The organism is Streptococcus infantis (genome assembly GCF_019929575.1).
Lineage (GTDB): Bacteria > Bacillota > Bacilli > Lactobacillales > Streptococcaceae > Streptococcus > Streptococcus infantis_L.
The window spans coordinates 35,150-50,045 of the sequence record NZ_JAHZPU010000010.1 but is presented as its reverse complement, the minus strand read 5'-3'; the positions used below and the strand labels follow the sequence as shown (position 1 = coordinate 50,045).

Sequence of the window (14,896 nt, the reverse complement as noted above, 5' to 3'; positions counted from 1 at the left end):
ATGTAGATTTTAAGAGTATACTTATCTTTATAATTGACAAATGTAGATTTCGGAGGGATAGCAATGCAGATTTCGGACGCAGAATGGCAAGTTATGAAGATTATCTGGATGCAGGGAGAGCAGACTAGTACCGATCTTATCAAAGTATTAGAGAAAAGGTTTAGTTGGTCCAAGTCCACGATCCAGACGCTCTTAGCCCGTTTGGTGGAGAAAGAATGTTTGACTCGGTATAAGCAGGGCAAATCCTTTGTCTATTCGGCCATTTTAACTCTAGACGACAGTAGAGGTTTAATGGTTCAGGATATCAAAGACAAGCTTTGTTCCCGCAGAATAAAGCTCTTACTTGCCGATTTGATTGAAGAATGTGACTTTACCCTAGCTGACTTGGAAGGCTTGGAAGAAGTGATTTCAAAGAAAAAAGCAAGTGCTGTAACAGAAGTAAAATGTAATTGTATGTAAAGGAGATGCTATGTTAAATCTATTTGTATCTATTATTGTTCTAGGAATGATTGCTTTTATCCTCTTTTGGTTTTTCCAAAAACCTCAAGAAGACGGAAAGAGAGCCCAACAAAAAAATGGCTATCAAGAAATTCGAGTGGAAGTCATGGGGGGCTATACTCCAGGAACCATTATCCTCAAAAAATCGCAACCAGCTCGCATTATTTTTGATCGAAAAGATCCTTCACCTTGCTTGGATCAAATCGTATTTCCAGACTTTGGTGTGCATGCTGATCTGCCTATGGGAGACCAATATGTGGTTGAAATTACTCCTGAAAAAGCAGGTGAATATGGATTCTCTTGTGGCATGAACATGATGCACGGTAAGATGATTGTAGAATAGGAGAGCAATATGACAGAAATTGTGAAAGCAAGTATTGAAAATGGTGTTCAAAAAATCCGTATCACTGCAGAAAAAGGCTATCATCCAGCCCATATTCAACTACAAAAAGGAATTCCTGCTGAGATTACCTTTCATCGTGTAACACCATCAAACTGTTATAAAGAGATTCTCTTCGAAGAAGAAGGGATTCTAGAACCAATCGCCCAAGATGAGGAAAAAGTTATTCGCTTTACTCCTCAAGAGTTAGGTGAACATGAATTTTCATGTGGCATGAAGATGCAAAAGGGAACCTACACTGTTGTTGAAAAAACTAAAAAATCTCTCAGTCTGTTACAACGTTTTTGGATTACCAGCATCTTTACCCTACCATTAGTCCTCCTCATGATTGGCATGATGACTGGCAGTATCAGTCACCCAGTCATGCACTGGGGAACTTTCTTAGCTACGACACCCATTATGCTGGTAGCTGGAGTTCCTTATATTAGAAGTGCTTGGGCTAGCTTTAAAAAACACAATGCTAACATGGATACCTTGGTAGCCCTAGGAACCTTGGTAGCCTATGTCTATAGTTTATTTGCCCTCTTTGCAGGCTTACCGGTTTATTTTGAGAGTGCAGGATTTATCCTCTTCTTCGTTCTCTTAGGTGCAGTATTTGAAGAACGCATGCGCAAAAATGCTTCACAGGCAGTCGAAAAATTATTAGACTTACAAGCAAAAACAGCGGAAGTTTTGCGTGATGATGTTTATGTTCAAATTCCTCTAGAACAGGTCAAAGTTGGAGATCTCATTCGCGTTCGACCAGGTGAAAAAATTGCCGTTGATGGGACTGTGTTAGAAGGTGAAACGAGTATTGATGAGTCAATGGTGACTGGGGAAAGTATTCCAGTCGATAAATCAGTTGGAGATGCTGTTATTGGGTCAACTATCAATAATAGTGGTACGATCATCTTTAGAGCTGAAAAAGTTGGTTCTGAGACTATGTTGGCTCAGATTGTGGACTTTGTGAAAAAAGCGCAAACCAGTCGTGCTCCTATTCAAGATTTGACAGACAAGATTTCTGGGATTTTTGTACCAGCAGTTGTCATTTTAGGACTCCTTACTTTTTGGATCTGGTTTGTTTTTCTTGGTGAAAGTTTTGTAACGTCGCTTCTCTATGGTGTTGCAGTCTTGATTATTGCCTGCCCTTGTGCTCTTGGACTTGCGACACCGACAGCACTCATGGTTGGAACAGGACGAAGTGCCAAGATGGGGATCCTTCTCAAAAATGGTACAGTTCTACAGGAAATCCAAAAAGTCCAAACGGTTGTTTTTGATAAGACAGGAACCTTGACCGAAGGGAAGCCAGTAGTGACAGATGTTATCGGCGATGAAGGAGAAGTGCTAAGTTTGGCTGCTTCACTGGAAGATGTATCTCAACACCCGCTAGCTCAAGCTATTGTTAATCGTGCATCTGAATTAGGAATCAGTCTTTATCCCGTGGAAAACTTCCAAGCCTTGCATGGAAAAGGTGTGACTGGGATTATTAATGGTAAGCAAGTCTTGCTGGGGAATGCTAAGCTCTTAGCTGACCTTGCTATTCCACATGATTATCAAGAACGATTTGATTTGCTTGAGAAAGAAGCAAAAACAGTTGTCTTCCTATCCGTGGATGGTGAGTTAAAAGGCTTAATTGCCTTGCAGGATGTCCCTAAGGAAAATGCTCGAGAAGCTATTGCCAAATTGAAAAAACGTAGCCTTAGAACGGTCATGCTTACTGGAGATAATGCTGGAGTAGCCCATGCAATTGCAGAGCAAATTGGGATCGAAGAAGTGATTGCAAATGTCTTGCCAGAGGAAAAGGCACATGAAATTCACAAGCTTCAAAAGAATGGCAAATTGGCCTTTGTTGGAGATGGTATCAATGATGCACCGGCCCTCAGTGTAGCCGATGTCGGAATTGCCATGGGCTCTGGGACAGATATTGCTATCGAATCAGCAGATCTTGTCCTTACAACCAACAATTTACTAGGATTGGCACGTGCTTTTGATATGAGTAAGAAGACCTTTAATCGTATTCTACTCAATCTTTTCTGGGCTTCTATCTATAACCTCATTGGTATTCCGATTGCAGCAGGAGTTTTTTCAGGACTTGGTTTAGTACTCAATCCAGAACTTGCAGGATTGGCTATGGCCTTTAGTTCAGTCTCTGTTCTAATCAGCTCTCTTATGCTTAATTTTACTAAAGTCGATTAATACTCTTCGAAAATCAAATTCAAACCACGTCAGCTTCACCTTGCCGTACTCAAGTACAGCCTGCGGCTAGCTTCCTAGTTTGCTCTTTGATTTTCATTGAGTATAAAAAGGCGGTTTTAACCGCTTTTTAGCTATTCTAAAACAGATTTTCAAACCGTTTTCAATCTGTACTGTAATAGAGAATGAAAGTTTCTGAGCACATTCTTATGAAACTATAAGTAAATGTGATAAATTAAGAGTGTAAATTTACTGAATCGTTTTCAAAAAACATATAAAAGCGCTTTTATTATTCATCAAATTAACTTTTAAGGAGAGTTATCATTATGACTCAAGGGAAAATTACTGCATCTGCAGCAATGCTTAACGTATTGAAAACATGGGGCGTAGACACTATCTACGGTATCCCATCAGGAACACTTAGCTCACTTATGGACGCTTTGGCTGAAGACAAAGATATTCGTTTCTTGCAAGTTCGCCACGAAGAAACTGGTGCTCTTGCAGCGGTTATGCAAGCTAAATTTGGCGGTTCTATCGGTGTTGCAGTTGGTTCAGGTGGTCCAGGTGCGACTCACTTGATCAACGGTGTTTACGATGCAGCTATGGATAACACTCCATTCCTAGCGATCCTTGGATCACGTCCTGTCAACGAACTCAACATGGATGCCTTCCAAGAATTGAACCAAAACCCAATGTACAACGGTATCGCTGTTTACAACAAACGTGTAGCTTACGCAGAGCAATTACCAAAAGTTATTGACGAAGCTTGCCGTGCTGCAGTTTCTAAAAAAGGTCCAGCCGTTGTTGAAATTCCAGTAAACTTTGGTTTCCAAGAAATTGACGAAAACTCATACTACGGATCAGGTTCATATGAGCGCTCATTCATCGCTCCTGCTTTGAACGAAGTTGAAATCGACAAAGCTGTTGAAATCTTGAACAATGCTGAACGTCCAGTGATTTACGCTGGTTACGGTGGTGTTAAAGCTGGTGAAGTGATCACTGAATTGTCACGTAAAATCAAAGCACCAATCATCACAACTGGTAAAAACTTTGAAGCTTTCGAATGGAACTATGAAGGTTTGACAGGTTCTGCTTACCGTGTTGGTTGGAAACCAGCCAACGAAGTAGTCTTTGAAGCAGACACTGTTCTCTTCCTAGGTTCAAACTTCCCATTTGCTGAAGTTTACGAAGCATTCAAGAATACTGAAAAATTCATCCAAGTCGATATCGACCCTTACAAACTTGGTAAACGTCATGCCCTAGACGCTTCAATCCTTGGTGATGCAGGTCAAGCAGCGAAAGCAATCCTTGACAAAGTGAATCCAGTTGAGTCTACTCCATGGTGGCGTGCAAACGTTAAGAATAACCAAAACTGGCGTGATTACATGAACAAACTCGAAGGCAAAACTGAGGGTGAGTTGCAATTGTATCAAGTTTACAATGCAATCAACAAACATGCTGATCAAGACGCTATCTATTCAATCGATGTAGGTGACACTACTCAAACATCTACTCGTCACCTTCACATGACACCTAAGAACATGTGGCGTACATCTCCACTCTTTGCGACAATGGGTATTGCTCTTCCTGGTGGTATCGCTGCTAAGAAAGACAATCCAGATCGCCAAGTATGGAACATCATGGGTGACGGTGCATTCAACATGTGCTACCCAGACGTGATTACCAACGTTCAATACGACCTTCCAGTTATCAACGTTGTCTTCTCAAATGGTAAATATGCCTTCATCAAGGACAAATACGAAGACACAAACAAACACTTGTTTGGTTGTGACTTCCCTAATGCTGACTATGCGAAAATCGCTGAAGCTCAAGGAGCTATTGGATTTACAGTTGACCGTATCGAAGATATCGATGCAGTTGTTGCAGAAGCTGTTAAACTCAACAAAGAAGGTAAAACTGTTGTTATCGATGCTCACATCACTCCACATCGTCCACTTCCAGTAGAAGTACTTGAGTTGGATCCAAAACAACACTCAGAAGAAGCAATCAAAGCCTTCAAGGAAAAATACGAAGCTGAAGAGCTTGTACCATTCCGCCTCTTCTTGGAAGAAGAAGGGTTGCAATCACGCGCAATCAAATAATTCCTCTCGTCGAATTTATTCTTTGATTTTCACAGAGTGGAACTTAAAAAGATCGGAGTCATCCGGTCTTTTTATGGAGAATAGTAAATGAATTTAAATCAATTAGATATTATCGTTTCAGATGTTCCCCAAGTCTGTGCTGACTTGGAGCGTATTTTGGATAAAAAGTCCGATTATGTTGATGACAGCTTTGCTCAGTTTACGATTGGCAGTCATTGTCTTATGTTGTCTCAAAATCATTTGATTCCTTTGGAAGATTTTCAGTCAGGCATCATTCTTCACATCGAGGTTGAGGATGTAGATCAGAACTACCAACGGTTGAAAGAGCTTGGTATCCAGGTTTTAAACGGACCAGCTGTAACGGATTGGGGAACAGAATCCTTATTAGTTAAAGGTCCTGCTGGTCTAGTGCTTGATTTTTATCGTATGAAATAAGGCGCTTAATCATTTGAAGCTAATCTTAATTATTCTTAATACAGAATATGAGAATATGAACTATTGAAAGATCGGAGCAATCCGGTCTTTTTCTTTCATTTCTGTTAAAATAGATTCATCATCATGTTTTAAGGAGAAAAAGATGCCAACAACTTTCTTTCTATTATTTGGATTAATGATGTTAGGCTTTGCTGCCTTCACCTATTTTATGTTTTCCTATTTTATATTTAGTAATTATAGAAATGCCAAGAGATGTACCGAAAGAACGGAAGGAGTTATTATCCGATATTCCTATGCTCTTTATAATGGAATTAGTCTCCCAGTTGTTGAATACACTGTTGATGGAAACCAATACAAGGTCGTAGGGCCTAAATTTCTATCTGCTATTTCAAATACAATCAGTACTCCCTTAGGTTCAATCGTATCTGATGTAAAAATGGATACTTTTGAAAATGGTGAAATTCCACAAGTTTTAAGATACAAAGTTAAGGGGAATAGTTTTTTGTCTTTTACAAAATCTCCTCTTATAGAACGCTTTCCAATTGGTGGAAAAGTTGCTGTTTATTATGATCCTAAAAAACCAAAACATTCCTATGTAGAAAGACCACTAAGACCTGGGCGATATGCATGGTTGGTAAAATGTTTTATCTATCTTAATGTTTTTATTATGGTTGCTCTAGCTTTCTTTATCATGTTCATTCTTCCAAATCTTATGAAATAAAGCAGTTTTGTATACAAACTTCAACTACCCTATTTGGCTTCTATGTTCATCGTAGAAGCTTTTTTATAAAGAAAATGCTTTTCTTAAAATATTTTTTGGGGCTATTTCAGCTTTATTTAAATGTTTGATAGTATAATAGTACCAGTAAATTATGTGAGGTAAAGTGATGACAGAAATACTACAATTTCCAGAGGGTTTCCTCTGGGGTGGTGCTACGGCAGCTAATCAATGTGAGGGTGCTTACAATTTAGACGGTCGTGGATTGGCGAATGTTGATGTTATTCCAATCGGTAAGGATCGTGAAGCCATTATCACAGGTCAGAAAAAGATGTTTTCTTTTGAGGAGGGCTATTTTTACCCAGCCAAGGAAGCTATTGATATGTACCATCATTACAAGGAAGATATTGCCCTTTTTGCAGAAATGGGGTTTAAGACTTATCGGCTTTCTATTGCTTGGACTCGGATTTTTCCTAAGGGCGACGAAAGCGTGCCAAATGAAGCTGGTTTGGCTTTTTATGAGGATTTGTTTAAGGAATGCCAGAAGTATGGAATCCAACCTCTGGTAACTATTACGCATTTCGACTGTCCTATGCACTTGATTGAAGAATACGGTGGATGGCGCAATCGTCGTATGTTGGACTTTTACGCAAATCTCTGTCGCACCCTTTTTACTCGTTACAAGGGCTTGGTTAAGTACTGGCTAACCTTCAACGAAATCAATATGATTTTGCATGCCCCCTTTTTAGGAGCAGGAATTTGTTTTGAAGAAGGAGAAAATCAAGAACAAATCAAATACCAAGCGGCTCACCATGAGTTGGTAGCCTCAGCTCTTGCGACTAAAATTGCTCACGAAATTGACTCAGAAAATAAGGTTGGATGTATGTTGGCGGCGGGGCAATACTATCCCAATACAGCTCATCCGAGAGACTACTGGGCAGCCATGGAGGAAGACCGTAAGAGTTACTTCTTCATTGATGTCCAAGCGCGTGGGGAATACCCGAATTACGCCAAGAAGCAGTGGGAACGTGAGGGAATTGAGATTGAAATGACAGCAGAGGATTTGGTCTTGTTGAAGAATCACACTGTTGACTTTGTTTCCTTCTCTTACTATGCGAGCCGAGTGGCCTCAGGAGATCCAGAAGTGACGGATATGACAGCTGGAAATGTCTTTGCCTCCATCAAAAATCCTTATCTAGAATCCTCAGAATGGGGGTGGCAGATTGACCCATTGGGGCTTCGTATTACCCTCAATGCTATCTGGGATCGTTACCAAAAGCCTATGTTCATCGTAGAGAATGGCCTCGGTGCTATTGATACACCGGATGAGAATGGTTATGTAGAAGATGACTATCGGATTGATTATCTAGAAGCCCACATCAAGGCTATGCGAGATGCCATTTACCAAGATGGAGTTAACTTGCTTGGTTATACGACTTGGGGTTGTATCGATCTGGTTTCAGCTGGAACAGGCGAAATGAACAAGCGCTATGGCTTTATCTATGTTGATCGTGATAATGAAGGTCATGGAAGTCTCAAACGTAGCAAGAAGAAGTCCTTCTACTGGTACAAGGATGTCATTGCCAGTAATGGTGCAAGCATTGAGTAGAACACATTTGTTCACTATTTTTATAAAATCTTCTCCCTTCTTTATAAGATAGAAAAAAGAGTTCAATTAGGACTCTTTTTTTGCTATAATGAGGGAGAAAAATCAGACAGGAGAATAAGATGTCAGAACCGTTATTTTTAAATTCCGTTATGCAAGAAAAAATCTGGGGCGGCACCAAACTTCGTGATGAGTTTGGCTACGACATTCCAAACGAAAAAATCGGAGAATACTGGGCCATTTCAGCTCACCCAAATGGAGTTTCAAAGGTAGCCAATGGCCGTTATGAAGGAACAGACCTAGCTACTTTGTATGCAGAACATCGTGAGTTATTTGGCAATCGTCCAGAGCTAGTATTTCCGCTCTTGACCAAAATCCTCGATGCTAATGATTGGCTCAGTGTTCAAGTTCACCCAGATGATGCTTATGGACTTGAGCATGAAGGCGAACTTGGAAAAACAGAATGTTGGTATATCATCGCTGCAGATGAAGGTTCAGAGATTATCTATGGCCACAATGCTAAGTCAAAAGAAGAACTTCGCCAGCAAATTGAAGATAAAAACTGGGATGCCTTGCTGACCAAAGTACCTGTCAAGGCAGGAGATTTCTTCTATGTACCAAGTGGAACCATGCATGCTATTGGAGCAGGTATCTTGATCCTTGAAACACAACAGTCTAGTGATACAACCTACCGTGTCTATGACTTTGACCGTAAGGATGACAATGGTAACTTGCGCGAGCTTCACCTTGAAAAATCCATCGACGTATTGAATATCGGAGAGCCTGCTAACAGTTGTCCTGTGACTGTCAAAGCAGATGATTTGCGTTCGACTTTACTGGTTTCAAATGATTTCTTTGCTGTTTATAAGTGGGAAATCACAGGAAAGGTTGAATTTGAAAAGACAGCTGACTACAGCTTGTTGAGTGTCTTGGCTGGTCAAGGGAAACTGACTGTAGACGGAAAGGAATATCCAATCCAAAAAGGTAGCCACTTTATCTTACCAAGTGATGTTGAAGCTTGGACTCTGGAAGGGCAAGGTTTGGAATTGATTGTTAGTCATCCATAAAAAGAAAGAGAGTGGGACAGAAATCGGTAATTCGTTAGAATTCGATTTCGTCGTCCCACCTCCGCACAGTTGGGTAGGGCTGTAAAAGCTGATGAAATCAGCGTAGTAGAGCCCACTCAACCACTGCGTCTTGCTCGACAATCCAAAGACAATTGAGAGGCTAGGACTTTTGTCCCAACCTCTTTTTTGTATTTACATAAATTGGGCGATAAAGACTACAATGATGATAATTGGAATGATGAAACGAAGAAGGAAAAGCCAGACTTGGAAAAGTCCTTGTTTCCATGGTGTTTCATCTAGATGGAGTTCCTCCATTGCCAGTGCTTTCTTGAAAATATAGCCTGTAAAAAGAGACAAGCAAAGAGCACCGAATGGCATGAGGAGATTGGAAACCAAGAAATCCATAGCGTCAAAGAAGGTCTTTCCAAAGATTTGAACATCCGCCATTACCCCATAGGATAGGGCTGAAGGAATTCCAAAGACAAAGGTCAAGATACCTAAAATAAGACTCCATTTATTACGTTTTTCGTTATCTTGGTCAGTGATATTTCCAACATTAATTTCCAGCATAACGACAGAAGAAGTAACCGTCGCAAAGAGGAAAAGTAATAGGAAGAGAATATAGAAAATACTTCCAAAAGGCATCTTGTCAAAGAGTTGGGGCAGGACGATAAAGAGGAGACTAGGACCACCTTCAGACTGGATATTAAATGCTGACATGGCTGGAAAAATAGCTAGTCCTGCCATGATCGATACAGAAATGTTCATGGCAACGATAGACATACCTGATTGGACCAGATTGGTTTTCTTATCCAAGTAGGATGCATAGGTCAACATGGCAGTAACCCCGAGGGACAAAGCAAAGAATGACTGTCCTAGAGCATAGAGGAGTCCAGCGCTTGTCAGTTTTGAAAAGTCAGGTTTGAGGAAGTAAACCACACCTTCCATAGCATTTGGCAAGCTAAGAGAGCGCCCGATGATGACGACAAAGATGATAAAGAGCAGAGGCATCATGACCTTAGAAGCTCTTTCAATCCCTTTTTGCACTCCCTTAGATACGATAAAAATATTTAGGAAGATAAAAAGAGCTTGAGAACCAAGGGCAATCCAAGGATTTGAAATGATGTCTGTAAAGAGTTGAGCATAGTCGCTACTAATCCCAACTTGGAAGGCTTTAGCAATAGCGATACCTAGATAGACTAAAACCCATCCACCAATAACACTATAAAAGGATAAGAGGATGAAAAGAGCAAAGGCACCGATCCAACCGATAAAGTTGTAGTTCTTGTTATTTCCTAATTTTCCAAAGGTTTTGATTGCTGATACGCCCGCGCTTCGGCCGAGGGCAAACTCAGCCAAGAGGAGAGGAAATCCAATCAATAGTGTCGAGATGAGAAAGAACAGCAAGAAACCTCCCCCACCATTGGCAGCGGTCATATAAGGGAACTTCCAAACAGCCCCGAGACCAATAGCAGAACCAGCAGAGGCAAGGATAAAGCCTAGTTTTGAGCCCCATTGCGATTTTTCAGACATCGTTATACTCCGATCTAGTTTTCTAAATAAGAAAAGGCTACTTGAGTTGTCAAATAGCCTTCTCTCAATTGCTCTTTATGAGCTTTTTATTTGATTGATAGACTTGATAATCCTATCATGTTTTTTCAAGTCTGTCAAGAAAGCGGTTTTCATGTTTTCATAAAAAATATGATAAAATACTTGACTCTCCCCAAAGGGGAGGGTATATACTATTTATGTAAGGAGAAAATCATGTTCCATATAAAAGAAGCTGCGCAACTTTCAGGTGTTTCTGTCAAGACACTTTACCATTATGATAAGATTGGTCTCTTGGTTCCCTTAAAGTCGGAAAATGGCTATCGGATCTACAGTCAAGAGGATTTAGAACGACTACAGGTTATCCTCTATTACAAGTATCTAGGCTTTTCTTTAGAAAAAATAGCAGAGCTGTTGAAGGAAGAAAAGACGGACTTGTTACCACATTTGACAAGACAGTTGGAGTATTTGACTAGAGAAAGACAACATTTGGATACCTTGATTTCCACCTTGCAGAAAACTATTCAAGAACAAAAAGGAGAAAGAAAAATGACTATTGAGGAAAAATTCACTGGATTTAGCTATCAAGACCATCAAAAACACCACCAAGAGGCGGTAGACAAGTATGGTCAAGAAGTCATGGATCAAGCACTTGATCGTCAAAAAGGACGAGAAGACGAGGCTACGTCTGCCTTCAACCAGGTTTTTCAAAGCTTGGCTCAAAATCTCAAAGATGGTCCACCTGCAACAGCATCTGAAAACCAAGAAGAGGCAGGCAAACTCTTGCAAGCCATCCGTACTTATGGATTTGACTGCTCTATCGAGGTTTTTGGTTATATCGGAAAAGGCTATGTCTATAATCCAGAGTTTAAGGAAAACATTGATAAGTTTGGACAGGGAACAGCCCAGTACACATCAGATGTCATTGCCCACTATGTAAGTACACAAACTCGATAAAACTCAAAGACTAAGCTAAGGTTGACAAAGCTAGTGACAGAATTTTGTACTCTTCGAAAATCTCTTCAAACTACGTCAGCATCCATCTGCAACCTTAAAATAGTATTTTGAGCTGACTTCGTCAGTTCTATCCACAACCTCAAAACGGTGTTTTGAGCAACCTGCAGCTAGCTTCCTAGTTTGCTCTTTGATTTTCATTGAGTATTAGTAGGGGGACACAGACTTAGATAAAATAAAAATCGGCGGAGAGACCTCTGCCGATTTGCTGTTATTTGAGTTGGTAAGACCAGTCTTCCCCATCCTTATAGTAAAAGAACTCACTGAGATCTTCTTCCAAAAAAACACGAAGCATATCAGACATATCCTCATTAGCCAGTTTAAGATGAGATAGATTTTCAAAATCCTCCCACCAGACTTTTCCTTCGTCGGAAGATTGGAGCTCACCAGTAAAGTGTTCAGTTTTGTAAAAGAGGACAACATAGCGATAATCTGCATCATCATACCAATCTTTGATCCCACAGAGTTGGGGTTTAGAAATGGTCAGACCAGTTTCTTCTTTCACTTCACGAATGACAGCATCGACAAAGGATTCGCCACGTTCAACATGGCCGCCAGGAAAAGTAATGCCAGGCCAGTCAGGACTAACTCGGTCTTGGACCAGAACCTTGTCTCCATTTTTAATCATGCACATATTGACAAATTCGACTGATTCTCTTCTGTTCATCTTATTTTTCCTATTTTGTTAGTAATTTTTCTACCACGTTTAACTTTCGCATGGTCAGATCAACGCCGAACAGCTTTTCGAGATAGTTGGTATTAAGCTTTTTTCGTTTTGCAGTTCTAGGGAGATAGAGGTAAAGACAATGGTTGCCGATACAAATTTCTTCTTCACCATAGTCAATATTCAATTTTTCTAATGGTAGACTTTGGATAGCGTTTTGAAAAAGAATTATATGTATACGGTCATAAAGATAGTGTTCTCCAAACGGATTTTCTTGGACAATTTTTGTAAAATCACTCTTATTTTTAATGACCATTTTCAAGTCGGCTCCGATTTTTTCTTTTATTAGAGTATGGACTTGTTCTCGTATTTCTTCTATGGCTAAGTCGCTTTCAAGAATAATATTTCCACTTTGAATATAAGTTCGAACGTATTGAAAACCAGCCTCTGTTAAGATATCTACCAGATAAGACATTTTAGGGATAGCATTTTGTCCATTCGGTGTAACACCTCTCAGTAAAATAATATGTTCCAAAATAGCTCCTTTCTGATCCAATATCTTTAGATACTATATCATTTATAGTTCTAGTTTGAGCCTGCCACCCAGCCGGTGCAGAGGGCGGAAGTGATGTTAAATCCCCCCGTATGGGCATTGATATCTAGTACTTCGCCAGCAAAGTGGAGTCCAGGTACTAACTTACTTTCCAGCGTTTTAGGATTGATTTCCTTGAGACTAACGCCACCTTTAGTTACAAAGGATTTAGCCAATGACATTTTGCCAGTTACAGGGATTTTAAGAGCCTTGATGGACTGGACAAGTTGGTCGCGTTCTTTTTCTGTTAGTTGTTTGACTTTTTCTGGATATCCTTTACTAAAGAATTCTGCCAAGCGTTCAGGGAGCAGGGTTTTCAAAGTATTTTTCAAGTATTTTTCACGGTTTTCTTCAAGAAATGATAGCAAATCACTTTCAGAAAGTTGTGGCAAGACATCTAGAGAGAGGATTTCCCCACCCTTGACAAAACTAGACATGCGCAGTGCAGCAGGACCTGACAAGCCAAAGTGAGTAAAGAGAAGATCATGGGTGATGACATGCTTGCCATAGCTTAGGGTCACATCGTCCAGTGAAATTCCCTGCAAGGCCTTATGTGGAAAATCTGTCAATAATGGACTTTCAGCAGCTTCAAGCTCGGTAATAGTGTGTTTGAAATGACGAGCAATGTCATGACCAAAGCCAGTAGACCCAGTAGAAGGATAAGATTTCCCACCAGTTGTGACAATGAGTTTATCACAAGTAAAGGTCTGGTCTGCTGATTTCAGGACAAACTGGTCGTCTATCTTTTTAACCGAAACAATTTCTGTTTGAGTGGCAATTTGCCCACCAAGTTCAATGATTTTCTTTTCCAAAGCCTCGATTATAGTCCGAGATTTGTCGCTGGCTGGAAAAACGCGACCGTGGTCTTCTACCTTGAGTTTGACACCATTTTCTGTAAAAAAGTTGATGATATCATGGTTATCAAATTGGGAGAAGACACTGTATAGAAAGCGTCCATTTCCAGGGATGCCAGCTAGAAGGTCATCTAGAGTTCCGTTGTTGGTTACGTTGCAACGGCCACCGCCAGTACCAGCTAATTTTTTTCCAAGTTTTCGATTTTTTTCAATGAGAAGGGTTTTCTGCCCGTAAAAGCTACTGGAAATGGTAGCCATCATACCAGCAGGACCTCCCCCGATTACAATAGTGTCAAAATGTTTCATAAGAGTATTGTACCATAAAAAAACAAGAGATGATAAGTCATCTCCTGTTTGATTTATTAGTCAATTTCATATCCCATAAGGAGTCCGCCTTCTTCTGCATAAAAACTGCAGAGTCCAGAAGTTGGAAGGGTAGTAATATCTGCTTGTGGGTATTTTTCACGTAGGAGTTCTGAGAGCTGTTGGCAGAATTTTTCGTTACTGCGATGAGCCATGACGATACGACCACCAGCGTAGCCGGCTTTGATTAACTCTTCATAAGCAGCTTGAAGGGATTTTTTAGCACCACGAGCCTTTTGGAGAAGTTCCAAGGTTCCGGTTTCACTTGCTTCTCCAACCATTCGAATATTGAGAAGCCCAACAACTGTACCAATAAGTTTATTCAAGCGACCATTCTTAACCAGATTATCAACCTTAGCAAGGACGAATAGTAACTTAGTTTTTTCTTGGTAGGCAGTAATAGCTTTAACCACTTCTTCAAAAGAAAGTTCTTGCTCAATCAAATCATTGATTTTTTCTACGATAAGGTCAACTTCTCCACCAGCAGATAAACTATCAATGACATGAATCTGAGTATCAGGATGTTCTTCGAGATAGAGATTCTTAGCTAATTGAGCGCTGTTTTGACTACCAGAAAGAGTTCCGGTAATGGTCACTACAAAAATATGTTTGGCACCTTCGAAAGCACGTAAGTAATCATCAGGGCTAGGACATGCTGATTTTGAAGCTTCAGAAGTTGCATACATAGTTTCCATCATTTGATCGATATCAAGATTAGCATCGTCAATAAAGACCTGATCTGCTACTTGAATCTTTAAGGGAACACTGATAAATTCGGTATCAATAGCAGGATTTGCCAATTGGCGATAATCACAACCAGAGTCAGCTACAATCTTCCAAGTCATAGAAATTCTCCATCTTTA

The 14,896-nt window shown here is 40.2% G+C and carries 15 protein-coding genes; 9 read left to right on the top strand and 6 right to left on the bottom strand.

Features of this window, described 5'->3' with window-relative positions; all coding sequences use genetic code 11:
* Positions 1-63: 63 nt before the first annotated feature.
* The 8 genes from K1I67_RS05005 to manA all read left to right on the top strand — a co-directional run bounded on the left by K1I67_RS05005 (position 64) and on the right by manA (position 8,998).
* Complete coding sequence (locus K1I67_RS05005; protein ID WP_223339090.1) at positions 64-459, top strand: CopY/TcrY family copper transport repressor; 396 nt, start codon at positions 64-66, stop codon at positions 457-459.
* A gap of 10 nt (positions 460-469) precedes the next feature.
* On the top strand, positions 470-841 hold the full coding sequence (locus K1I67_RS05000; protein WP_223339089.1) for a cupredoxin domain-containing protein: 372 nt from the start codon (positions 470-472) through the stop codon (positions 839-841).
* A gap of 9 nt (positions 842-850) precedes the next feature.
* Entirely contained in the window at positions 851-3,073 is a 2,223-nt protein-coding gene (locus K1I67_RS04995; protein WP_223339088.1) for a heavy metal translocating P-type ATPase, read from the top strand.
* Between the two features lie 323 nt (positions 3,074-3,396).
* Positions 3,397-5,172: a pyruvate oxidase gene (gene spxB, locus K1I67_RS04990; protein WP_048688661.1), complete on the top strand. Its 1,776-nt coding sequence runs from the start codon at positions 3,397-3,399 to the stop codon at positions 5,170-5,172.
* An 87-nt stretch (positions 5,173-5,259) separates the two neighbouring features.
* A complete protein-coding gene (locus K1I67_RS04985; protein ID WP_223339087.1) occupies positions 5,260-5,607 on the top strand; it encodes a VOC family protein in 348 nt (115 codons plus the stop codon).
* Between the two features lie 142 nt (positions 5,608-5,749).
* Complete coding sequence (locus K1I67_RS04980) at positions 5,750-6,328, top strand: DUF3592 domain-containing protein (RefSeq protein WP_223339086.1); 579 nt, start codon at positions 5,750-5,752, stop codon at positions 6,326-6,328.
* A gap of 166 nt (positions 6,329-6,494) precedes the next feature.
* Complete coding sequence (locus tag K1I67_RS04975) at positions 6,495-7,934, top strand: 6-phospho-beta-glucosidase (protein WP_223339085.1); 1,440 nt, start codon at positions 6,495-6,497, stop codon at positions 7,932-7,934.
* Between the two features lie 119 nt (positions 7,935-8,053).
* Entirely contained in the window at positions 8,054-8,998 is a 945-nt protein-coding gene (gene manA / locus K1I67_RS04970; protein WP_223339084.1) for a mannose-6-phosphate isomerase, class I, read from the top strand.
* A gap of 192 nt (positions 8,999-9,190) precedes the next feature.
* Here the strand turns inward: manA and K1I67_RS04965 are convergent, their stop codons facing one another.
* Positions 9,191-10,531, bottom strand: coding sequence for a sodium-dependent transporter (locus K1I67_RS04965; protein ID WP_223339083.1), 1,341 nt, complete (start codon positions 10,529-10,531; stop codon positions 9,191-9,193).
* 231 nt (positions 10,532-10,762) lie between these two features.
* On the opposite strand from K1I67_RS04965, the gene K1I67_RS04960 reads away from it, so the two are divergent.
* Positions 10,763-11,503 (top strand): MerR family transcriptional regulator, encoded by a 741-nt coding sequence (locus K1I67_RS04960; protein ID WP_223339082.1) that lies wholly within the window; start codon positions 10,763-10,765, stop codon positions 11,501-11,503.
* 75 nt (positions 11,504-11,578) lie between these two features.
* Here K1I67_RS04960 and K1I67_RS04955 read toward each other — a convergent pair whose 3' ends face one another.
* The 5 genes from K1I67_RS04955 to K1I67_RS04935 all read right to left on the bottom strand — a co-directional run bounded on the left by K1I67_RS04955 (position 11,579) and on the right by K1I67_RS04935 (position 14,878).
* The gene (locus K1I67_RS04955; protein ID WP_223339081.1) at positions 11,579-11,701 is read right to left on the bottom strand and encodes a chlorohydrolase; all 123 of its coding nucleotides are present in this window, start codon (positions 11,699-11,701) and stop codon (positions 11,579-11,581) included.
* A gap of 70 nt (positions 11,702-11,771) precedes the next feature.
* Entirely contained in the window at positions 11,772-12,227 is a 456-nt protein-coding gene (locus tag K1I67_RS04950) for an 8-oxo-dGTP diphosphatase (protein ID WP_223339080.1), read from the bottom strand.
* A 10-nt stretch (positions 12,228-12,237) separates the two neighbouring features.
* Positions 12,238-12,759: a DUF1697 domain-containing protein gene (locus tag K1I67_RS04945; protein ID WP_223339079.1), complete on the bottom strand. Its 522-nt coding sequence runs from the start codon at positions 12,757-12,759 to the stop codon at positions 12,238-12,240.
* A 50-nt stretch (positions 12,760-12,809) separates the two neighbouring features.
* The gene (locus K1I67_RS04940) at positions 12,810-13,976 is read right to left on the bottom strand and encodes an NAD(P)/FAD-dependent oxidoreductase (protein ID WP_223339078.1); all 1,167 of its coding nucleotides are present in this window, start codon (positions 13,974-13,976) and stop codon (positions 12,810-12,812) included.
* Positions 13,977-14,032: 56 nt separating this feature from the next.
* The gene (locus K1I67_RS04935) at positions 14,033-14,878 is read right to left on the bottom strand and encodes a DegV family protein (protein WP_223339077.1); all 846 of its coding nucleotides are present in this window, start codon (positions 14,876-14,878) and stop codon (positions 14,033-14,035) included.
* Positions 14,879-14,896 lie beyond the last annotated feature (18 nt).

Bases quoted from the DNA above. Each gene is read 5' to 3' on its own strand.
- K1I67_RS05005 (WP_223339090.1), top strand. From the start codon at position 64: ATGCAGATTTCGGACGCAGAATGGCAAGTTATGAAGATTATCTGGATG.
- K1I67_RS04985 (WP_223339087.1), top strand. From the start codon at position 5,260: ATGAATTTAAATCAATTAGATATTATCGTTTCAGATGTTCCCCAAGTC.
- K1I67_RS04980 (WP_223339086.1), top strand. From the start codon at position 5,750: ATGCCAACAACTTTCTTTCTATTATTTGGATTAATGATGTTAGGCTTT.
- K1I67_RS04965 (WP_223339083.1), bottom strand. From the start codon at position 10,531: ATGTCTGAAAAATCGCAATGGGGCTCAAAACTAGGCTTTATCCTTGCC.
- K1I67_RS04935 (WP_223339077.1), bottom strand. From the start codon at position 14,878: ATGACTTGGAAGATTGTAGCTGACTCTGGTTGTGATTATCGCCAATTG.
- K1I67_RS04995 (WP_223339088.1), top strand. From the start codon at position 851: ATGACAGAAATTGTGAAAGCAAGTATTGAAAATGGTGTTCAAAAAATC.
- K1I67_RS04960 (WP_223339082.1), top strand. From the start codon at position 10,763: ATGTTCCATATAAAAGAAGCTGCGCAACTTTCAGGTGTTTCTGTCAAG.
- spxB (WP_048688661.1), top strand. From the start codon at position 3,397: ATGACTCAAGGGAAAATTACTGCATCTGCAGCAATGCTTAACGTATTG.
- K1I67_RS04940 (WP_223339078.1), bottom strand. From the start codon at position 13,976: ATGAAACATTTTGACACTATTGTAATCGGGGGAGGTCCTGCTGGTATG.
- K1I67_RS04975 (WP_223339085.1), top strand. From the start codon at position 6,495: ATGACAGAAATACTACAATTTCCAGAGGGTTTCCTCTGGGGTGGTGCT.
- K1I67_RS04950 (WP_223339080.1), bottom strand. From the start codon at position 12,227: ATGAACAGAAGAGAATCAGTCGAATTTGTCAATATGTGCATGATTAAA.
- manA (WP_223339084.1), top strand. From the start codon at position 8,054: ATGTCAGAACCGTTATTTTTAAATTCCGTTATGCAAGAAAAAATCTGG.
- K1I67_RS05000 (WP_223339089.1), top strand. From the start codon at position 470: ATGTTAAATCTATTTGTATCTATTATTGTTCTAGGAATGATTGCTTTT.
- K1I67_RS04955 (WP_223339081.1), bottom strand. From the start codon at position 11,701: ATGAAAATCAAAGAGCAAACTAGGAAGCTAGCTGCAGGTTGCTCAAAA.